This window comes from Paenibacillus faecis, from assembly GCF_008084145.1.
Classification (GTDB): Bacteria; Bacillota; Bacilli; order Paenibacillales; family Paenibacillaceae; genus Fontibacillus; species Fontibacillus faecis.
In genome coordinates, this window is the sequence record NZ_VSDO01000003.1 from 880,028 (window position 1) to 901,154 (window position 21,127).

23 protein-coding genes are annotated in these 21,127 nt (G+C 54.5%); all 23 read left to right on the forward strand.

Annotated features, from left to right (window positions below; all coding sequences use genetic code 11):
- Positions 1 to 19 precede the first annotated feature (19 nt).
- Positions 20 to 586, forward strand: coding sequence for a ribonuclease M5 (rnmV, locus tag FRY98_RS17355; protein ID WP_148454209.1), 567 nt, complete (start codon positions 20 to 22; stop codon positions 584 to 586).
- Complete coding sequence (gene rsmA / locus FRY98_RS17360; RefSeq protein ID WP_148454211.1) at positions 583 to 1,479, forward strand: 16S rRNA (adenine(1518)-N(6)/adenine(1519)-N(6))-dimethyltransferase RsmA; 897 nt, start codon at positions 583 to 585, stop codon at positions 1,477 to 1,479. The genes rnmV and rsmA overlap by 4 nt, the downstream gene beginning before the upstream one ends.
- Before the next feature lie 38 nt (positions 1,480 to 1,517).
- On the forward strand, positions 1,518 to 2,420 hold the full coding sequence (gene yabG / locus FRY98_RS17365) for a sporulation peptidase YabG (protein WP_148454213.1): 903 nt from the start codon (positions 1,518 to 1,520) through the stop codon (positions 2,418 to 2,420).
- 145 nt (positions 2,421 to 2,565) lie between these two features.
- Complete coding sequence (veg, locus tag FRY98_RS17370; protein ID WP_148454215.1) at positions 2,566 to 2,841, forward strand: biofilm formation stimulator Veg; 276 nt, start codon at positions 2,566 to 2,568, stop codon at positions 2,839 to 2,841.
- Positions 2,842 to 3,019: 178 nt separating this feature from the next.
- Positions 3,020 to 3,199, forward strand: coding sequence for an alpha/beta-type small acid-soluble spore protein (locus FRY98_RS17375; RefSeq protein ID WP_148454217.1), 180 nt, complete (start codon positions 3,020 to 3,022; stop codon positions 3,197 to 3,199).
- 219 nt (positions 3,200 to 3,418) lie between these two features.
- A complete protein-coding gene (gene ispE / locus FRY98_RS17380; RefSeq protein ID WP_148454220.1) occupies positions 3,419 to 4,273 on the forward strand; it encodes a 4-(cytidine 5'-diphospho)-2-C-methyl-D-erythritol kinase in 855 nt (284 codons plus the stop codon).
- Between the two features lie 62 nt (positions 4,274 to 4,335).
- Positions 4,336 to 5,166 (forward strand): pur operon repressor, encoded by an 831-nt coding sequence (gene purR, locus FRY98_RS17385; RefSeq protein WP_148454222.1) that lies wholly within the window; start codon positions 4,336 to 4,338, stop codon positions 5,164 to 5,166.
- Between the two features lie 184 nt (positions 5,167 to 5,350).
- Positions 5,351 to 5,635, forward strand: coding sequence for a septation regulator SpoVG (gene spoVG / locus FRY98_RS17390; protein WP_055105386.1), 285 nt, complete (start codon positions 5,351 to 5,353; stop codon positions 5,633 to 5,635).
- Between the two features lie 123 nt (positions 5,636 to 5,758).
- Complete coding sequence (glmU, locus tag FRY98_RS17395) at positions 5,759 to 7,168, forward strand: bifunctional UDP-N-acetylglucosamine diphosphorylase/glucosamine-1-phosphate N-acetyltransferase GlmU (protein ID WP_148454224.1); 1,410 nt, start codon at positions 5,759 to 5,761, stop codon at positions 7,166 to 7,168.
- 123 nt (positions 7,169 to 7,291) lie between these two features.
- A complete protein-coding gene (locus FRY98_RS17400; protein ID WP_148454226.1) occupies positions 7,292 to 8,245 on the forward strand; it encodes a ribose-phosphate diphosphokinase in 954 nt (317 codons plus the stop codon).
- Between the two features lie 123 nt (positions 8,246 to 8,368).
- Positions 8,369 to 8,929 carry an aminoacyl-tRNA hydrolase gene (gene pth / locus FRY98_RS17405; protein WP_148454228.1) on the forward strand — a complete coding sequence of 187 codons (561 nt, stop codon included), beginning with the start codon at positions 8,369 to 8,371 and terminating at the stop codon, positions 8,927 to 8,929.
- Positions 8,930 to 9,012: 83 nt separating this feature from the next.
- On the forward strand, positions 9,013 to 9,243 hold the full coding sequence (locus tag FRY98_RS17410) for an anti-sigma-F factor Fin (protein WP_148454230.1): 231 nt from the start codon (positions 9,013 to 9,015) through the stop codon (positions 9,241 to 9,243).
- 287 nt (positions 9,244 to 9,530) lie between these two features.
- The gene (mfd, locus tag FRY98_RS17415) at positions 9,531 to 13,055 is read left to right on the forward strand and encodes a transcription-repair coupling factor (RefSeq protein ID WP_148454231.1); all 3,525 of its coding nucleotides are present in this window, start codon (positions 9,531 to 9,533) and stop codon (positions 13,053 to 13,055) included.
- A complete protein-coding gene (locus tag FRY98_RS17420) occupies positions 13,042 to 14,124 on the forward strand; it encodes a peptidylprolyl isomerase (RefSeq protein WP_148454233.1) in 1,083 nt (360 codons plus the stop codon). Before mfd ends, FRY98_RS17420 begins: the two co-directional genes overlap by 14 nt.
- 317 nt (positions 14,125 to 14,441) lie before the next feature.
- Positions 14,442 to 14,984 carry a stage V sporulation protein T gene (gene spoVT, locus FRY98_RS17425; RefSeq protein ID WP_148454235.1) on the forward strand — a complete coding sequence of 181 codons (543 nt, stop codon included), beginning with the start codon at positions 14,442 to 14,444 and terminating at the stop codon, positions 14,982 to 14,984.
- 133 nt (positions 14,985 to 15,117) lie between these two features.
- Positions 15,118 to 16,776: a putative polysaccharide biosynthesis protein gene (locus FRY98_RS17430; protein WP_148454237.1), complete on the forward strand. Its 1,659-nt coding sequence runs from the start codon at positions 15,118 to 15,120 to the stop codon at positions 16,774 to 16,776.
- Between the two features lie 98 nt (positions 16,777 to 16,874).
- Positions 16,875 to 18,389: a bifunctional methyltransferase/pyrophosphohydrolase YabN gene (yabN, locus tag FRY98_RS17435; protein ID WP_148454240.1), complete on the forward strand. Its 1,515-nt coding sequence runs from the start codon at positions 16,875 to 16,877 to the stop codon at positions 18,387 to 18,389.
- A gap of 165 nt (positions 18,390 to 18,554) precedes the next feature.
- The gene (locus FRY98_RS17440) at positions 18,555 to 18,827 is read left to right on the forward strand and encodes an HU family DNA-binding protein (RefSeq protein ID WP_148454242.1); all 273 of its coding nucleotides are present in this window, start codon (positions 18,555 to 18,557) and stop codon (positions 18,825 to 18,827) included.
- A complete protein-coding gene (locus FRY98_RS17445) occupies positions 18,827 to 19,108 on the forward strand; it encodes an RNA-binding S4 domain-containing protein (protein WP_114498817.1) in 282 nt (93 codons plus the stop codon). Before FRY98_RS17440 ends, FRY98_RS17445 begins: the two co-directional genes overlap by 1 nt.
- A gap of 164 nt (positions 19,109 to 19,272) precedes the next feature.
- A complete protein-coding gene (gene yabP / locus FRY98_RS17450) occupies positions 19,273 to 19,554 on the forward strand; it encodes a sporulation protein YabP (RefSeq protein WP_148454244.1) in 282 nt (93 codons plus the stop codon).
- Complete coding sequence (gene yabQ / locus FRY98_RS17455) at positions 19,551 to 20,129, forward strand: spore cortex biosynthesis protein YabQ (protein WP_148454246.1); 579 nt, start codon at positions 19,551 to 19,553, stop codon at positions 20,127 to 20,129. Before yabP ends, yabQ begins: the two co-directional genes overlap by 4 nt.
- Positions 20,130 to 20,148: 19 nt before the next feature.
- Positions 20,149 to 20,499, forward strand: a complete 351-nt coding sequence (locus FRY98_RS17460) for an FtsB family cell division protein (RefSeq protein WP_148454248.1) — start codon at positions 20,149 to 20,151, stop codon at positions 20,497 to 20,499.
- 116 nt (positions 20,500 to 20,615) lie between these two features.
- The gene (locus FRY98_RS17465; RefSeq protein ID WP_148454250.1) at positions 20,616 to 21,095 is read left to right on the forward strand and encodes a S1 domain-containing RNA-binding protein; all 480 of its coding nucleotides are present in this window, start codon (positions 20,616 to 20,618) and stop codon (positions 21,093 to 21,095) included.
- The last annotated feature ends 32 nt before the right edge of the window (positions 21,096 to 21,127 follow it).

Consider the following 21,127-nt stretch of genomic DNA (forward strand, 5'->3'; position numbering starts at 1 on the left):
GAGAGAGGTAAGTGCGGGGATGATCAAGGAGGTCATTGTGGTCGAGGGCCGGGACGATACGGTCGCCGTCAAACGGGCGGTGGAGGCCGACACCATTGAGACGGGAGGGTCGGCCATTAATGAGGCGACCCTACGTAAAATTGAGCTGGCTATGGAACGCCGGGGAGTCATTATTTTCACCGACCCGGATCATGCGGGGGAGCGGATCCGCAAAATCGTGGCGAAGCGGGTACCCGGCTGCAAGCATGCTTTCCTTCGGGAGGCGGACGCGACGAAGGCCGGCGACATCGGTGTGGAGAACGCCTCGCCGGAAGCCATCCGCGAGGCGTTGGAGCGAGTCCGCACCGAAGCCCCCCCGGAAGAAGAGGCGGCTCCCGCTCGGATCGACTGGGAGGACCTGCTGGAGGCCGGGTTGATCGTTCATCCGCGGGCGGCCGAGCGCCGGCGTTTTATGGGTGAACGGCTGGGAATAGGGTATTGCAACGGGAAGCAGTTTTATAAACGGCTCGCCATCTTCCGGATCAGCCGCGAAGAGTTTGCGGGCGCGCTGGCCCAATTGGAGACGAAAGAGGCGAAGAACGAATGACGATGAGAGAAGAAGTGGCGACACCGCGCCGAACGAAGGAAATTATTCAGCGGCATGGTTTTTCATTCAAAAAAAGCTTGGGTCAAAACTTTTTGATCGATCAGAATATCCTCGGCAAAATCGTCGGCGCCGCCGATTTGGACAAGTCCAAAGGGGCGCTGGAGATCGGACCGGGGATCGGCGCTTTAACGGAGAAGCTGGCGCAGCAGGCGGGGCGCGTTGCCGCCGTTGAGATCGATCAGCGGCTTTTGCCGATTCTGGAAGAAGTCCTGGAGCCCTACCCTCAGGTTCATGTGATCCATGGCGATGTGCTTAAGCTTGATCTTCATGCGTTATTTGCGAGTGAATTCAAGGAATGCGAGAAAGTCAGCGTGGTGGCCAACCTGCCATACTACGTGACAACGCCGATTTTGATGAAGCTGCTGGAGGCCGGCCTTCCTCTGGAGAACATCGTGGTGATGATTCAAAAGGAAGTGGCCGAGCGGATGGCGGCCGGACCCGGCGGCAAGGAATACGGCAGCCTCAGCATCGCCGTGCAGTATTACAGCGAGCCGGAGCTGGTATGCATCGTGCCGCACAGCGTGTTTATTCCGCAGCCGAACGTGGAATCGGCGGTGATCCGGCTGAAGGTCCGCAGCGCGCCGCCGGTGACCGTGACGGAAGAGGCTTTCTTCTTTGAGGTGGTTCAGGCCGCATTTGCGCAGCGCCGCAAGACGATCTCCAACAACCTCAAGAGCCGCTTCTTCCCGGGCGAGGGACGAGAGCGCCTGGAGTCTTTGCTGGCGGAGGCGGGCATCGAACCGGCGCGCCGGGCCGAAACGCTCAGCCTGGAGGAGTTCGCGAAGCTGAGCAACACCCTGCATGCGGCGGGAATCGGCGGTTCAAAGCTGTAACCAATCCCTCTTTTCGCCCATACGATGGGGTAGAGGTGATGGAGTTGACGAATTTGGGAGACTTGGTCGTCCGCAAATCGTACGGTGGAGATATTACGTTCCGCGTCGAGCGTTTTGTGAGGGAGCAGGCCATTATCAAGGGAACGGAGTTTCGTCTGCTAGCCGACGCGCCGATATCGGATTTGGTGGTCATCAATGCGGATACGCCGGGAGAAAAAACGAAGCGTGCCCGGATCAAGGCAACCGAATCTCTGCAGCGGCTGCAAAAGGATCGGCTGGACCTGACCGAGCGCAATCGGTCGTCTTTGGGCCGCGATTTTATTCCGCAGGGGGAGCCGTCTTTTTTTGAGGTACCCGGTAAGGTCCTGCATTTGGACGGGGATGAGAGGTACCTGAAAAAGAGCCTGAGCCTGTACGAAAAGCTCCGTGTACCGGCACACGGCTATTACGTCACGGAATCGGCGATGGCCGGGGCGCTGTACCGCCTGCTGCCGAACATCCAGCCCGATATTTTGGTGGTGACCGGACATGATGGGGTATTGAAGAACCGCCCGACGGCGGACTTGTATAATTTGTCCAGTTACAAGAACTCCAAGCATTTCGTCGAGGCGATCGCGGCGGCCCGCCAGTATGAGCGTAATTTCGATGCGCTGACCATTGTGGCGGGCGCCTGCCAATCCCATTTCGAGGCGCTGCTGCAGGCGGGCGCGAATTTTGCCAGCTCGCCATCCCGGGTATTGATACACGCCCTGGACCCCGTGTATATTGCGGCTAAAGCCGCATTGACCTCGATCCGCGACACGATCCATATTACCGACGTGCTGACGCATACGATCAGCGGCACCCAGGGAGTCGGCGGCATCGAAACCCGGGGCAGCTACCGGATCGGATTGCCGAAACTCAAGGATTTATCCGCGTTAAAGGTCATTCCCTCGATGTAAAATCGAGGGATTCAAGGGATTGCGGACAGTCTCGAAAAAAAATCGTTGACAACGCTTTTTTAGTGCTGATATAATTATTTATTTCGATTTGACAAGTGACTCCTTTTCGTGTATAATCAATACAGAAGGAAGGTGGTCACAGGCAATGGCTAAAAATGCGCTGTCAGAAATCAAACACAGTCTCGAAGCTCACGTAGGGCAGAGAATTACGCTGCGGGCAAACGGAGGTCGCCGAAAGACCGTCGAACGCACCGGCGTATTGGAGGAAACCTATCCTTCGGTCTTTATCGTGAAGCTGGATGAAGAACAACAGACTTTTAAGCGTGTGTCTTACAGTTATGCCGATATACTTACCGAATCCGTTGAAGTCATGGTTTGTGACGATAACAATGAAATGCGGCTGTCGTATATTAAACCGTGAACATCATGATGATTGCAGCAAACGGCCTTGGCGTCCGAAGGGATGCGGGGCCGGTTTTTGTTTTTACCCGCAAGGAGAGAACGTGCACCCAGCGCGGACACGCGGGTGAATGAAAGCGAAGCCCGGTACGCATACTACGGGTGTTCTTGATCCATGACTTTCTAAGGAGGAATGGCCCATGTCGCGCAGAAGACGCAGCTTCATGTCCGAGGATTTGAAAGTCGAGTTGGCGAAGGATCTCGGGTTCTATGATACCGTCCGCAAGGAAGGCTGGGGCGGAATCCGGGCCAAGGACGCCGGAAACATGGTGAAGAGAGCCATCGAGCTTGCGGAGCGGGCCGCTGCCAAGCAGCCCTAATTCGGCCGCGCCTAACAGGTCTCCCCTTGGGAGGCCTGTTGTTTTTATCGGGGGATCAAGTAAGATGGAGGAAAGCCGGAGTTTGAAGTTATCGCATCTGTCTCCCGTGCATAGACGAAGAACCGAGTTTTTCTTATAATATGTAAGTCCGATGGGACGCGTTGAAAGCGGATTCCATTAGCGATACAATGAATGGATTATCGAAGGTGGGTGAGCGTCTTGAAAATTTATGAGAAAGCTCCGGCAAAAATAAATCTGATGCTTGATGTTTTACATAAAAGACCGGATGGCTATCATGAAGTGGAAATGATCATGACGATGGTGGATCTGGCCGACCGGCTGGAAATGAGCGCTCTCCCGCGGGATACGATTATTATCTCGAGTCAGGCCGGTTATATTCCGCTCGATGAGAAGAACCTGGCTTTTCAGGCTGCCAAGCTGATTAAAGAGCGTTATGACGTCCGAAGCGGCGTATATATACATTTGGATAAGAAGATTCCGGTAGCGGCCGGGCTGGCCGGGGGCAGCAGCGATGCGGCCGCGACCCTTCGGGGATTGAACCGGCTGTGGGAACTGGGCATTCCGGATGAGGAATTGATGGAACTCGGGGCGGAGCTGGGATCGGATGTCCCGTTTTGCGTCACGGGGGGAACGGCCTTGGCGACGGGACGCGGCGAGAAATTGACCCCGCTGGCCAATCCTCCTCAATGTTGGGTCGTTCTGGCCAAGCTGCCGATCAATGTGTCCACGGCGGAAATCTACGGGCGGCTGAGAAGCGATCAAATTCACGTTCATCCTTCCGCCGGCCGGATGCGGGATGCGATCGAGCGGGGGTCTTTTGCCGGTGTCTGCGGCGAGCTGGGCAATGTGCTTGAGGAGGTGACGCTCCGGCTCTACCCGGAGGTGGCCCATTTAAAAGACACGATGATCCGCCTGGGGGCCGATGGGGTGTTGATGTCCGGCAGCGGGCCGACGGTATTCGGGCTCGTATCCAAGGAATCCAAGGTGCCGAGAATCTATAACGGCCTGCGCGGTTTTTGCAAAGAAGTATACGCCGTACGATTATTAACTTGAATAGAACCGTACAAAGATGATATATTTTCTATAAAATATTCGGATTTAGCGAGGGGTCCTTCGTGAAAAAATTAAAAAGAAGCGCTCGATTGGTGGAGATGACGCAGTATCTGTTAACCCGTCCGCATCAGCTGATTCCGCTTACGACGTTCGCGCAGCGGTATGGAGCCGCCAAATCCTCGATCAGCGAAGACTTGGCGATCATTAAAGAAGTATTCGAGGATGAAGGGAACGGAGAGCTTCAAACCTTGGCAGGCGCGGCCGGCGGCGTGAAATATATTCCGAAGATGGGACGGGAGCAGGCGCTTCAATTCATCAATCAGCTGTGCGAGAAGCTGTCGGAGCCCGACCGGATTTTACCCGGCGGATATTTGTACATGTCCGATCTGCTGGGGCAGCCCGCGTTCATGAACGAGGCCGGCAAATTGTTCGCGACGGCTTTTGCGGGACGGGCGATCGACTGCGTGATGACCGTAGAGACGAAGGGCATTCCTCTGGCCTACGCCACAGGTGCCGAATTGAATCTGCCGGTCGTCCTCGTTCGCAGGGACCATCAGGTTACGGAAGGGTCGGCCGTAAGCATCAATTACGTATCCGGTTCCCACAAGAGTCTGCATACGATGTCCCTGTCCCGCAGAGCGCTTAAGGAGAAGTCCAGAGTCCTGATCGTGGATGATTTCATGAAAGCCGGCGGAACGATTCAGGGGATGGTGGATTTGTTGGGCGAGTTTGATGCCGAGGTAGCCGGGGTTGGCGTTCTGGTAGAATCGGGCGAGGTGGAGTCGGAACAACGGCTGCTGGAAGATTATGTTTCCCTCGCGACTTTACGGGCGGTCGATGCCAAAGGCAAGGAAATTTCCGTGGCGCCGGGGAATTATTTTACCGGCAAGTAGCGGTAGAAGCATTTTGTCGATATTCTGTAAAACATCCGGAGTTTACGACGAATCGTGTCGAAATCTCCTAATGTTCAAAAAAATTCCTGATTTTAGGGCATTTTATTCGGTGAAAAAAAAGGATTTCCGTAAGCTATGTGGAATATTACACCAAGTCTCTGATGGAAAAAGGTGGTGAACACATATGCAAATTACGGATGTAAGACTCCGCCGAGTCAGCTCTGAAGGCAGGATGAAAGCTATCGCATCCATTACCATCGATAACGAGTTTGTGGTTCATGACATTCGCGTCATCGACGGAAACAATGGAATGTTTGTAGCTATGCCAAGCAAGCGTACTCCTGACGGGGAATTCCGGGACATTGCGCATCCGATCTCTTCGGGTACACGCGAGAAGATCCAAGCCGCAGTCCTGGCGGAGTACGAACGTGCTGCCGAGCAAGAAGAAGTGATTGAAGAAGGGGCTTAAGTCTCAGTTTTGTCTCAACCAATTGGGGTTCGAGAAAAGGGAGCCATGTAACATGGCTCTCTTTTCTTTTTGTCCCAAATGAGATATATTCAGTAATGAGTTTAAGAGAAGGAGGCCGGGGCCTTGAAAAGATTTGCGATTGTTCTTGCTGCAGGACAGGGGAAACGCATGAAGTCCAAGCTATATAAGGTACTCCACCCTGTATGCGGCAAACCGATGGTCGGGCATGTCCTGGACACGGTTAAGAAAGTCCAATGTGAGCGCAGTATCGTGGTGGTAGGCCACGGTGCCGAAGCGGTCAAGTCTTATCTGGGAACGAAAGCCGAGTATGTGCTGCAAGCGCAGCAGCTGGGAACTGGCCACGCCGTAAAGCAAGCCGGAACGTTATTGGGTCAGGAAGAGGGCACGACGATCGTCATTTGTGGGGATACCCCGCTTGTGACGGAGGAAACTTTGCAAGCGATGCTGGAGCTCCATGAACGCCAAGGAGCGGCCGCTACCGTGTTGACGGCTAGCATGGACCGTCCTCAAGGCTATGGCAGAATCATTCGCGACAGCGTCAAAGGTTCCGTCGCCCGGATTGTGGAGCAGAAGGACTGCTCGCCGGAAGAGGATGCCGTCAAGGAAATCAACACCGGCACGTATTGTTTTGATAACGCGAAATTATTTGCTGCGCTGGAGAAGGTAACGAACAGCAATGCACAACAAGAATATTATTTGACGGATGTCATCGGCATTTTGGTCGGAGAGGGCGAAGTCGTCGAAGGCTATATGACCGAAGACTTTGCGGAATCGATCGGAGTCAACGACCGTTTGGCGTTGTCCGAGGCGGAAGGCTACATGCGGGAGCGGATCAACCGTAAACATATGCTGAACGGGGTTACTATTATTGATCCGAGCTCCACATACATCGGAGCCGATGTAGTTATCGGAGCGGATACGGTCATTTATCCGGGCAGTCATATCTCCGGAGCAACCGTAATCGGAGAGGACTGCGTCATCGGACCGGCAGCGGAAATTGAAGACAGCCGTATTGAGGATGGCGCGAAGGTTAAACAGTCCGTTCTTTGTCAGGCTGAAGTCGGCAAAGAGACGACGGTCGGACCGTTCGCTTATTTGCGTCCGGGAGCCAAACTGGGCGAGCATGTGAAGGTGGGCGATTTTGTGGAAATCAAAAACGCCACGCTGGATGACGGCTCCAAGGTTTCGCACTTGAGTTATATCGGCGACGCCAAGGTAGGCAAGAATGTAAATATCGGCTGCGGCGCGATTACCGTCAACTATGATGGGTATAATAAATCCATTACCGAAATCGAGGATGATGCGTTCATCGGCAGCAATGTCAATTTGATCGCACCGGTGAAGGTCGGTAAAGGAGCTTATGTCGTGGCGGGCTCTACCATTACCCAATCGGTGCCGGATAATGACGTGGCGATTGCCCGTAACCGTCAGGAGAACAAACCGGGTTACGCCGAGAAACTCCGTGCACGGGCCAAAGCAAAGAAGCAGAAGGAACAGGAATCATTTAGTTGATCGTGGACTTTTTTTCAGTAGGAATACGACTTATCTTTGAATGACTTGCGGAATCAGGATGCAGTGACCATTTCAATGACGGATAGTTGATCTATCTACACAGCACGGAGGGTAATAAAATTTATGACTTATTGTGATTCTAAACTGAAGATCTTCACCTGTAACTCCAATCCCAAGCTGGCTCACCAAATTGCCGATTACATCGGAATTCCGATGGGAGACTCGGAGACGACGAGCTTCAGTGACGGCGAAATTCAAGTCAAGCTGTCCGAAAGCGTTCGCGGCTGCCACGTTTATGTGGTACAGTCCACTTGCGCTCCGGTCAACGATAATCTGATGGAGCTTCTGGTGATGGTAGATGCTCTGAAACGGGCTTCGGCCAAGAGCATCAACGTGGTCATTCCTTACTACGGTTATGCCCGTCAGGACCGGAAGGCCCGCTCCCGCGATCCGATTACAGCCAAGCTGGTTGCGAATCTGATCGAGAAAGCCGGTGCGCACCGTGTAATTACGATGGACCTGCATGCGATGCAGATCCAGGGTTTCTTCGATATTCCTGTGGATCATATGCTGGGCGTACCGATCCTGGCTCAATATTTCCGCTCGAAGCATATTCAGAACCCGGTCGTTGTGTCTCCGGACCATGGCGGTGTCGTTCGCGCCCGTAAACTTGCGGATTTCCTCAACGCTCCGTTGGCGATTATCGACAAACGCCGTCCCGAGCCCAACGTCAGCGAGGTCATGAATATCATCGGGAACATTGAAGGCAAAACCGCAATTCTCGTCGATGACATTATCGACACGGCCGGAACCATCGTCCTGGGCGCAAACGCGCTGAAGGAAGGCGGGGTTGAGGAAGTTTACGCTTGCTGTACGCACCCTGTGCTGTCGGGTCCGGCGATGGAACGCCTGGAAAACTCTCCGCTGAAGGAAGTTATTGTAACGGATACCATTCCGATCACGCATCCGAATCCGACCAGCAAGCTGAAGGTCTTGTCTGTAGCTCCTCTGATGGGTGAGGCGATCATTCGCGTCCACGAGGAACTGTCGATCAGTAAGCTGTTCGAGATCGAATAGAAAGTCGTCCTACTGCATTCATTGGGTTGCATCTTCCGTTTTCGGAGGTGCAGCCCTTTCTGTATGCGGACGGGGTCGATAGCTCAATTGATAGGTAGAACCTAATACATTGGAGGACCACAGATGAAATGGATCGTAGGCCTCGGCAATCCGGGGTCCAAATATGAGAACACCAGACACAATATCGGCTTTATGGCGCTTGACGAATTGGCCCGCCGGCACGGGATCGCCATCAAGCAAAGCAAATGCAAGGCTCTGATCGGTGAAGGCATGCTGCCCGGTGGGAAGGTGGCTTTAATCAAACCGATGACGTATATGAATTTGTCGGGCGAGGCGGTTCGGGCTTTTATGGATTACTATAAAGTCCCGCTGGAAGATATGATCGTCGTATACGACGACCTGGACACGGAGATCGGCCGAAACCGCCTTCGCTATCAAGGAAGCGCCGGGGGGCATAACGGAATCAAGTCGATCATTCAGCATACGGGCACGCAGACGTTCAACCGGATTCGGATGGGCATATCCAGGCCGGAACCGGGATATCCGATCGTGGATTACGTCCTTTCCTCGTTTGCGAAAAAAGAAGCCCCCTTGCTCAAACAGTCGATTGAAGCGGCATGCGACGCGCTGGAATACAGTCTCGACCATACGTTTGAGCAGACGATGGCGAAATTCAACGGGTAGTGCATTCCGGTGAAACTTTGGGGCTAAGCGGGGATTTTTTAGGGCATACTGAGGGGTATATCGAACCTTCAGGAGGCATATACATGGCAATAAACTATGTTTGCAGGCATTGCCGTACATTTATTGGTAGAATCGATTCTCCCGGGATAACGGAATCCCAGCTGGGCTTCCATTTCTTGACCCCCGAGGAGCGGCGGGATATAATAGCGTATGATTCGAATGGCGAAACAACGGTCCGGGTAACTTGCGATTACTGTAGCGAAGCTCTAAAGGATAATCCCGAGCTGACGCTGCTTTCAAACCTCTTGCAATGATCTGCGGGAGGGAACCTGCGGCTACCTGATGAAATGGGATACAGAGCCTTGGCACGTTTGCTGAGGCTCCTTTCACGTTTGCTGAGGCTCCTTTTTGGTGGAGTCCGGCCTTGTTGTCAGGGGACAAGGCCCAATCCCGGTATGGACATCATAGATCTCGCGCGGGGAAGGCGATATAAATAAGGGTGACATGAACCCCGCTTGCCTTCACCAATTCGGTTTACGGATAATAGATATAAAAAGGTTTCTACAAAATACTGCAATTCGAAATGAGAGAGGTGCCTCCATTGTTACAAGCACTTATTCAAGCATTCTCCCGGGACTCGGACTTTACCTCTATGGTGGCAGGGGTAAATGCCGGAATGAAGGAGCAGTTGATTTCCGGTTTATCGGGGTCCTCGCGGCAGGTCGCGTTGGCGGCACTGTATCAGGAAACGAATCGGCCTTTGCTGGTCGTCACGCATAACATGTTCTCCGCCCAGAAAATATTCGAAGATTTACAGGAAGCGCTGTCACCGGAACAGGTGATGCTCTATCCGGCCAATGAGCTGGTAGCCGCCGAAGCGGCGGTTTCGAGCCCCGAGACCTTGGCTCAGCGCATCGAGGTACTGCTGCAGTGCTCCCGGTCTTTCCGGGGGGTTGTGGTCGTGCCTTATTCCGGTGTGCGCCGGTTTATCCCGACGACGGAAGCGATGGCGAATGCCCGGCTGACGATCGAATTGGGCGGCACGCTGGTGCTGGATGATTTTCTGGCACGGATGGTCGAGTTGGGTTACGAGCGGGTGGAACGCGTCGAATCGCGCGGGGAGATGAGCATCCGCGGGGGGATCATCGATTTCTATCCGCTGACCTCGAACGTCGCTTATCGGGTCGAGTTGTTCGATGATGAAATCGATTCGATCCGTACTTTCGACCCGTCCGATCAGCGTTCCATCGAGCAAATCAAGCAGGTCGACGTTACCCCTTGTAAAGAACTTATCGCTTCCCGCGAACGGCTGGAGCGGGCGGCTGAAGCAGTCCAAGAGAGGCTTGACCGGCAACTGGAGAAAATGACCGACCGCCAAGCCAAAAATAAGCTGGAAGAGGAAATCTCCCGGGAAATCGAAATGATGCGGGAGCATGTTTATTTTCCGGAAATCTATAAATATATCTCCTTGATTTACCCCGAGAACAACACCTTGTACGATTACATGCCGGAGGATACTTTGCTGATTCTGGACGAACCGGCCCGGCTGCTGGAGACGTCCCGCCAGTTGGAGCGGGATGAAGCGGAGTGGAATTTGCATCTGTTCCAGAACGGCAAAAGCCTGCCTGAGCTTCCTCTCGCCCGCGATGGCGCCGAGGTGCTGTACCAGCGGCCGTATCCGACTTTGTTCTTCTCGCTGTTTTTGCGTCAGGTTCCCCACACGCAGCCGCAGAATATCATCAATTTTGTGAGCCGGGGGATGCAGGATTTCCATGGCCAAATGAATGTGCTCAAGGCGGAAATGGAGCGCTGGAAGAAGAGCGGGGCCAACGTTATCATGCTGGCCAGCGGAGAAGAACGGCTCGAACGGATGCGGCGGGTTCTCCAGGATTACGGCATCGACGAGCCGACGCTGCTGCTGGGGAACCTGCAGTCGGGCTTTGAGCTTCCTTCCGTCCATCTCGTCGTGATCACCGAAGGTGAAATGTTCTCCCAGAAGCAGCGGAAAGCCCGCAAAGCCAGCAAGAACATAGACAACGCGGAGCGGATCAAGAGCTACACCGAACTGAAGGTGGGCGATTATGTCGTTCACCAGAACCACGGGATCGGGAAGTACCTGGGGATCGGGACTCTGGAGGTCGGCGGTATCCATAAGGATTACATGCATATCCTCTATGCGGGGGGCGACAAGCTCTCCGTACCGATCGAACAGATCGATATGATCCAGAAATACGTAGGTTCGGAGGATAAAGAACCGAAAATCTACAAGCTCGGGGGCAACGAATGGACCCGGGTCAAAAATAAAGTGCGCTCCTCCGTTCAGGATATTGCCGACGATCTGATCAAGCTGTATGCGGAACGTCAGGCTTCCCCCGGTTACGCGTTCGAGAAAGACACGCCGGAGCAGCAGGAATTCGAGGCCATGTTCCCCTACGATGAGACGCGCGACCAGCTCCGGGCGATCGAGGAAATCAAAAAGGACATGGAACTATCCCGGCCGATGGATCGGCTGCTGTGCGGCGACGTAGGCTACGGAAAAACGGAAGTCGCGATCCGGGCCGCGTTCAAGGCGGCCATCGAGGGCAAACAGGTGGCCGTGCTGGTGCCGACGACGATTTTGGCGCAGCAGCATTATGAAACGTTCCGGGAACGGTTTGCGGGGTATCCGATTAATATTCAGACGCTGAGCCGGTTCCGCAGCCGGAAAGAGCAAAACGAAACGATTAAAGGGGTCCGCCAGGGGACGGTGGATATCGTTATCGGGACCCATCGCCTCCTTTCGCAGGATCTCGTATTTAAGGACCTGGGTCTGCTGATCGTGGACGAGGAGCAGCGGTTCGGTGTGACGCACAAGGAAAAGCTGAAGAAGCTGAAAACCAACGTGGACGTGCTGACCTTAACGGCCACGCCTATTCCGCGCACGCTGCACATGTCCATGCTGGGCGTCAGAGACCTGTCGGTCATCGAAACGCCGCCGGAGAACCGTTTTCCCGTCCAAACCTATGTGGTGGAACACAGCCAGGCCCTGGTTCGGGAAGCGATCGAGCGGGAATTGGCGCGCGGCGGACAAATTTATTACCTGTACAATCGCGTACAGGGCATTCAGGAAATGGCGGCGCAAATATCCATGCTGGTTCCGGACGCCCGGGTAGGGATCGGTCACGGACAGATGTCCGAGCAAGAGCTCGAGAAGACGATCCTGGATTTCCTGGACGGCGAATACGACGTGCTCGTCAGCACCAGTATCATTGAAACCGGGGTGGACATTCCGAACGTCAACACCTTGATCGTCCACGATGCCGATAAAATGGGCCTTTCCCAGCTTTATCAGCTGCGGGGCCGTGTCGGCCGTTCCAACCGGATCGCTTACGCCTATTTTACGTACCAAAAGGACAAGTCGCTGACCGAGGTCGCGGAAAAACGGCTGCAATCCATCAAGGAATTCACCGAGCTGGGATCCGGTTTTAAAATCGCCATGCGCGATCTGTCCATCCGGGGGGCCGGGAATCTGCTCGGGGCGGAGCAGCACGGCTTTATCGCTTCGGTCGGGTTCGACTTGTATTCCCAAATGCTCGCGGAGGAGATCCAGAAGCGCAAAGTCACGATGCTTGGCGAAGCCCTGCCGGATGAATCGAAATGGAATACGACGATCGATCTCGGCATCGATGCTTACCTGCCTTCGGATTATATTTACGACAGCATCCAGAAGATTGAAATTTACAAGAAGACCGCTTCCGCTTCCACCTTTGAAGAGGTGGGCGAGCTGGAGGACGAACTGCTCGACCGTTTCGGCGAGCTTCCGGAAGCCGTTCGGAACCTGCTGGCCGTCGCCCGGGTCAAGCTGTACGGCAGAAAATACGGCATCGAGTCCATTAACTTGCGGAATGAAGAGATCGTCCTGAAGTTTTACGAAGGCCGCGAACGGGATATGATTCCGTCTAAAATTGCGGAAGTTGGAAATCTGTTCGGAAGACGTGTACAATTTAACCAAGGATCGGAAATTCTGATTCGCATCAAAGTCAAGGGAATGGACGATAAAGAAATGATGGGCTTGCTGGAGCAGTTTTTGGAGGCTCTAAAGGACTCGTTCAAAGCGAAAGGGGAACTACAGGATGTTTCGAAATAAAAGCCGTTCATGGAAGACGGCGTTGATGGCGCTCACGCTTGTATTGGCATTGGCTGTAGTGGCTGGCTGCGGCAAGAAAAATGTAGTGGCTACGTATGAGGGTGGGGAGATCACGGCCGCGGAATTCGATTTGGAGCAGCGGATTTTACTCGCCGTCTCGGACCCGATGATGCAGCAGTTGATGCAGATGGACGAGTACAAGGAAAATTTGCTGAAACAGCAAGTCGCTTTTAAATACCTGGCGGCCAAGGCGGACAGCAAGTTCAAGGAGACGGGAAAGACGAAGGGAACCGAAGCTTTCAACAACATGAAGAACTATTACGGCGCCGACAAATTCAAAGAAATGCTGAGCAGTCAGAAGGTGACCGAAGACGATATCAAAAATTACATGATTCGCTACTATACCGTTCTGGAAACGGAGTCCGTGAATATCACCGATGAGGACATCAAGAAGGAATTTGAGGCTACGAAGGAGGATTACATCACCGCTTCCGTGCGTCATATCCTGATCGGATTCAAGGATGCCGAGGGCAAGGAAGTCAAGAAAGAGGACGCCCTGAAATTAGCGAAGGAGCTGAAGAGCCGGCTGGAAAAAGGCGAGGACTTCGCCGAGCTGGCCAAGAAATACTCGACCGACCCCGGTTCGAAAGACGACGGCGGGTTGTACGCGGATTATCCGGTAAGCCGCTGGGTACCCGAATTCAAGGAAAAGGCTATGACCCTTCCCTTGAACACCATCAGCGATCCGGTCGAAACTTCGTACGGTTACCACATCATGCGGGTTGAGAAACGGACCGAAAAGAAATTCGAGGATCTTACCACCAATGAGAAGGACATCATCAAATTGTCTTTGGCTTCCGGGAAACTGGACGAGTTTATAGCCGGAGACCTGGAGAAAAAGATCATTAAGAAAATCAACCTGCCTAAGACGGAGAAGAAGGAGAATTCCGGATCGGGCGGAAACAGCACCGGTACCCCGGATAGCGGAGGCACGTCCGGCGGCAACAAGGATGCCGGCAACGCAGGAGGCGCCGGAACCGGGAACAATGCCGGAACCGAAGGCAAATAATCAAACCGGTTACGGGCATATCAGGCAGCGCGGAGAAATCCGCGCTGTTTTGCTGTGCTTTTTTTGTGGTAAATATACAGATTGAATAAGTAATTTAGCATGCATAAGCTGCTGGGAAGGGATGAATACTATGGTCAGAATCACAAGAGCCGAATCCCTCCATTTGCTAACCAAATCAACCGCCGGCGGTGTGAAAATCAAAATGAAACTTACCGCAACTTTTTTACCGGCAATGATGTAATAACATACCGAAGGGTAAATGAATATTCACCAGTCAGTAGTTCAATACTTCTTTAGAAAGCGGGGCAACATGTGACATGAAAGCTACTGGAATTGTACGCCGTATCGATGATTTGGGCCGTGTGGTCATCCCTAAGGAAATCCGCCGAACCTTACGGATTCGGGAAGGGGACCCTTTGGAAATTTTCGTGGACCGCGACGGCGAGGTGATTCTGAAAAAGTATTCGCCCATCGGCGAGTTGGGGGATTTCGCCAAGGAATATGCGGAGTCGCTTTACGAAAGCACCGGCCATATTACCCTGATTTCCGACCGGGACTCCATTATTGCTTTGGCGGGTGCATCGAAGAAGGAATACCTGGACAAGCCGATCAGTTCGATGCTGGAGAGCAATATGGATAACCGGAAAATCCAGCTGGAGACGAATAGCGGAAGCTACGAAATCGTCCGGGATCACTCGGAGACGCTGTCCACCTTTGTGGTGGCACCGATTATTTCCGGCGGAGATCCGATCGGGGCCGTGATTTTGATGAACAAGGATGATTCGGTAAAAATGTCGGCGCTCGAGTCGAAAATGGCCGAGACGGCCGCCGGCTTTTTGGGCAAGCAAATGGAGCAGTAACAAGGGAATTTGGCAATCTAGCACACTCCTGTTGTCATTGGACGGTAAGGCCGTCCGATGCGGGGAGTGTTTTTTTTCTTGCGGCTTTCGTCATATAATGGAATCTATGACGAAACCGCAAAGTGGGTAGGTTATGAACGAACGAGAAACCTCATCCTCGCGCTTGCTCAAAGGAGCCGCCGTGCTGAGCTTGGCGGCGATATTGAGCAAACTGCTGGGGACACTGCAAAAAATACCGCTGCAAAACATCGGGGGAGACGGCGTTTTTGGCATCTACAACACGGTCTACCCCTTTTATACGATCCTCGTTACTTTGGCAACGGCCGGGTTTCCCACCGCGGTATCCAAATACGTAGCCGAGCGGCATGCGCTGGGGCTGGAGAACGGGAAGCGCGAAGTGCTTCGCATGGCCACGCTGATGATGGCCTTGTTGGGGATCCTCGGCTTCGCTCTAATGTATTTGGGGGCCCCACTGCTGGCCGTCTGGATCGGAAACGGCCATCTGGTACCGGCGCTGCGCAGTGCGGCCCCGGCGCTGCTGTTCGTCCCGCTTAGCGCCTCGCTAAGGGGTTACTTTCAGGGGCTGCAGAATATGATGCCGACGGCCGTATCCCAAGTGGCCGAACAAGCCGTTCGCGTGGCGGTGATGATCGGCCTGCTGCTTTATTTCACCGCGGCCGGCGGCTCGGAAGCGGTGATTGCCGGCGGAGCTCTTGCCGGTTCGGCCGTCGGCGCCGTCGCTGGACTAGCGGTGATGCTCGGATATTGGCGCGGTCACCGCAAACGTGCCGGAATCAGGGCCGGTCAACCGGGAGACGCCAATCCAGGCGGGGACCTCCACCGACCGGCTCCGGCCGCGGGAGTACATTCGCAGGGATTCCGTCTATTGCGGGAAATGCTGCGTTACGCGATCCCCATCTGCCTGGCCTCTTTGGCTATCCCGCTGCTTAGTCTGGTGGACACGTTTACGCTGCCCCGTCTTTTGGCGGGTCATGGCGACGAACTGCGGGCGATGGTGGATGTGGGCGTGTATAATCGGGGCATTCCGCTGGTCCAACTGGTCACTATGGTGGCCTCGTCCTTGTCGGTACTGTTTATCCCCGTTCTGGCGGAGATGAACCTGCGGAACGACCGGGACGGCATTGCCAGACAGACGCGGCTGGCAATGCGCTGGTTTTGGCTGATCGGGCTGGCGTCCTCGGTAGGCCTGGCGCTTCTGGCCGAGCCGATCAACGTGATGCTGTATGAAGACAGCACGGGGACCGGGACGATGGCCTGGGTGGCCTGGACGGCTGCGCCGGGCGCGCTGGTGACCATCACGGCCGCCCTGTTGCAGGGGCTCGGAGCGGTGCGAGCCCCCGCGGTGCACCTGCTGGCCGCAGCGGGGCTTAAAGCGGCGCTGAACGCGCTGCTCGTGCCCCAGCTCGGCATCAGCGGCGCGGCGATCGCCGGCATCGCCGCCTACGGCGCAGCGGCAGCGCTCAACCTGGCGCTGCTGCTGCGGCGCACGGGCCTGCGCCCGCGCCTGCGGGACGCGGCGCTGCGGCCCGGGGCGGCCGCCCTGGCGATGGCGGCCGCGGTGCTGCTGCTGCGCCTCGGCGTGGACGCCGCGCTGCCGCCGGGCCGCCTGGCGGCCCTGGCGGAGAGCCTGCTCGGCGTGACGCTCGGCGCAGCCGTGTTTGCGGCCGCGGTGGTGCGGGCGCGCCTGATCAGCGCGGCCGAGCTCGCGGCCCTGCCGCGCGTCGGACCGAAGCTGCTGCGCGCGCTTCGGAAGCTGCGGCTCATGCCATAGGGCAGCGCGGCGATATTTGGGCCGCGGGGGCGTGGGATGGTATAGTTAGAAGGAGAGCTTGATCCCTTCGGGATCAGAGACAGGAGTGTGACGAACGAATGACGGCACAAATTACGGTCGTCGGGCTGGGTTCGGGAGACCCCGACCGGCTGACGCTGGGAAGCCTGAAGCTGCTTCAGGCGGCCGGGAAACGGATGGTGCGGACGAAAGATCATCCGGTAGTAAGCTGGCTGGAAGAGACCGGGGTGACCTTTACGTCGTTTGATGAGGTTTATGAGACGATGGCGGATTTTCCGTCCGTCTATCGGGAGATTGCCGACCGGCTGATTCAATCGGCCAAATCGGAAGGCGGACGTTCGGTACTGTACGCGGTACCCGGCCATCCGATGGTCGCGGAAGCGACGGTGAAGCTGCTGCGGGAGCGCTGTCCCGCGGAGGATGTGGAACTTCGGATCACGGGCGGCGAAAGCTTCCTGGACGAAGCCTTCGTCCGGCTTGGCTTTGACCCGATTGAAGGATTTCAATTGCTCGATGCGTCCGACTTGGCGGTAATCCGGATCGATCCGCGGCGTCATACGCTCATCGGCCAGGTTTATGACGGGTTCACCGCTTCGGAAGTCAAGCTCGGCTTGATGGAGGTATACCCGGACGATTACCCGGTCGTAGTCGGCCATGCGCTTGGAGTAGAAGGTTCGGAGCGGGTGCTGCGGGTCCCGCTGTACGAATTGGACCGAATCGAGGGCTACGGGAACCTGTCGCTCGTCTATGTGCCGGCAAGCGACGACGATCGCCTGCGGATCCGCAGCTTTGAGCGGCTGCACGAAATCGTGTCGATTCTCCGCAGTCCGGAGGGTTGTCCGTGGGATCGGGAGCAAACGCACCAGTCGATCCGGAAAAACCTGATCGAGGAAACCTACGAGGTGCTGGAGACGATTGATGAGGACGACCCGGACCATATGCGTGAGGAGCTGGGGGATTTGCTGCTGCAAATCATGCTGCATTCGCAAATGGAGGAAGAGACGGGGATGTTCACGGCTTATGACGTCATCCAGGAGCTCAACGAGAAGCTGTTGTTCCGTCATCCGCACGTATTCGGCGATCTGAACGCGCAGGATGCCGAGGCGGCGCTTCAAAATTGGGAAGCGATGAAAGCGGAGGAGAAGCGCCGGAAGGGGCTGGAACCGGAAAATCTGTCCGCTCTGAACGGAGTGCCGCGGGATCTGCCGGCCCTGATGAAAGCCTACAAGCTGCAGAAGAAAGCGGCCAAAGTCGGCTTTGATTGGGACTCCATGGATGGGGTATGGGCCAAAATCGAAGAGGAACTGGCCGAGCTTCGAGCAAGCGTGGCGGAAGGTCAGCCGGCGGAGGACCAGGCGCTTGAACTGGGCGATGTGCTGTTCTCCTTGGTGAACGCCGCACGATTTATCGGCGCCGATCCGGAAGAGGCGTTGTCGCGGACGATCGCGAAATTTGTCAGACGTTTCAACTATGTGGAAGAGCGGCTGCGCGAAGCCGGGAAGACGCCCGGCGAAAGCAATCTGGCGGAGATGGACGCGCTCTGGGACGAGGCCAAGGCGGCCGAAAGAGCCGAGGAATCGTCAAAATTTGGCTAAAAAACGTGTTTTTTTTGCGAAATTGCAAAAAAAAGTTACCCGCTGGGCAGGATTTTGGGTTTCCAGGCAGAATACTCATACAAAGATATCCACGCGGCCTTATGCCATGAGGGATTTGGCCGGTAATATCCATCTATTTTTTCTATTATTGGGAGGCATTATTAAATGAACAAAACAGACCTGATCAACAACATTTCCAGCAAGAGCGGTTTGACTAAAAAAGACGTTGAAACCGTATTGAACGGCTTCCTTGGCGAAATCACCGAGGCGCTTGCTGGCGGAGACAAAGTACAATTGATCGGCTTCGGCACGTTCGAAACCCGCAAACGTTCCGGTCGTACAGGCCGTAACCCGCAAACCGGCAAAACGATCGAAATCCCTGCATCCAACGTTCCAGCTTTCAAAGCGGGCAACAAACTTAAAGAAGCTGTAAAATAATGCGTCTCGATAAATTCCTGAAGGTGTCCCGGTTGATCAAGCGGCGCACGGTGGCGAAGGATGTCTCCGAACAAGGGAGAGTCTTAATCAACGGGCGTGAATCCAAACCGAGCAGCACCGTTAAGGTGGGCGACGAGATTACCGTACAATTCGGCCAAAAGCTGGTGACGGTCCGCGTCGAACGCCTGGCGGAAACGACTCGCAAGGAAGAGGCCGCCACCCTGTATACCTTAGTTAAGGAAGAACCGATTGCCAAGGACTCCGGTCTGGACTGGAACTAGGCAAGAGATATGTAACGCGCTCCGTTCATGTAACGGGGCGCGTTTTGTGTTTAGGCGTGCCGTTCCGAGAAAGGAATGTCTTTTAACGCAAGGAGGATCTATCGAACGGTTCTAAACGTGAAGCCCCTCCCATAAGCTAGTGGTAAGAAGGAGGGGTACATGCCATGATCGACCAAGGAAAAGGGAAGCGTCAGGAGCTGCATCTGCTGCACAGAAAACTGCTGGAGATTACGGGCGTCCTGAATGTGGAGAGTTTTGACAGTGAGGAATTTCTGCTTCAAACGGAGCTGGGGCATTTGACGATTCGCGGTCAGAATTTACATATCAAGAATTTGAACCTGGAGCAGGGGCTGGTCAGTATTGAAGGGCTCGTCAACTCGCTATCCTATCTGGATCCCGGGTCGTCTTCGTCCGGCAAAGGCCTGCTCGGCAAGCTGTTCCGATGAATTTGCAGACGCAATGGGCGACGCTTTTGTGGATGCTGATTTGCGGGGGCATTCTGGGCATCGCCTTCGACAGCTACCGGGTCGTATCGGGACAGCTCCGCTTTCCCCGCTGGAGCGTACATATGCTGGACCTCTTCTATTGGCTGGCCGCTTCCTTGTTTGTGTTCCGTACGCTATATCATGTTAACCAGGGAGAGCTCCGGTTTTACGTATTCCTGGGGTTGTTTATAGGCGTTTGGATTCATTTTTTGTTTCTCAGTGTTATAACGGAACGTTTTGTGGTAAATTTAATGAAGATAGTCCAAAGGGTATACGAGATTATCGGAAAATTACTGGTTCTTTTCGTGGTGAAACCGCTGCAATGGCTGCTAAAGTGCATAAAAATGCTTTTGGGTTTTACCTGGATCGTGTTATTGTTTATGGGGAGGGTTACGCTGTCCCCGATTTGGAAACTTCTGACCTGGGCCACAAGACCTATATGGAAACCGCTGCGTCTGCCGGACAGGCTCCGGGCTGTGCGGAATATCGTAGCGGAGTATTGGAAGCGTTGGTTCCGCAGATCAGATGATGAATAAAAGTGACTGGAGGTGCCCCATGCGCGAAGCAGCGGCAAACACATCCCGTAATAATCATCAACCCCCCGCGAAAACGGCAGGGGCGCGCCGTCGACTCCGGCTCTGGGCCGCGTTTATGGTGCTTTTTCTCGGCTGGGCGGGATACACGTTCATTTCCCAGTCCGGAGAGATCGGGAAGAAATCGGTACAGTTGGCGGAGCGGAAAACGGCAAGGGCAGAGAACGAACAGGCCCTCAACCAGTTGAAATATGAATTGAATCGCCTTAAAGACCCCGAGTATATCGGTCAAATTGCTATGAAAAAGTACGGACTTTATAAACCCGGCGAAATTCCGGTGCGCGTCTCCGGCTCGGAGTCGGGAAATGACTGATGCCATGCGGGATATACGGCTGTTGACCTTGTTTCAGTCATTATGTATAATCAAATCACCGCAGTCATGATTTCGAGGCCTGGCTGTATATTTTTAAGGGAGGATCATTTTATTTTATGTCAATTGAAGTGGGCACCAAGTTAGAAGGAAAAGTGACAGGCATCACGCATTTCGGAGCATTTGTGGATCTGTCAGGAGGTGTCACGGGTCTCGTTCACATCTCGGAGATCGCCGACAATTACGTTAAAGACGTCAATGATCATCTGAAGATTGGCGATACGGTTACCGTTAAGGTAATCAATGTCGACAAGGACGGCAAGATCGGACTTTCCATTAAACAAGCGGTTGACAAACCGGTTGAGGCAACCAGACCGCCTCGCGCACCGCGCACCGATCGTCCGGGTGGAAGAGACGGAGACCGGCCAGGCGGCGGATTTAACCGAGATCGGGGAGGACGTCCTTTTAAGCCGCAACCGAACAAGGCTTCATTTGAAGATAAAGTTTCCCGTTTCCTTAAGGATAGCGAGGAGCGTATTTCCTCGCTGAAGAAGAACACGGAGGGCAAACGCGGAGGACGCGGAGCCAAACGGATGTAGTTTGATACCCAAGCCAAACCCTGAATAATGAA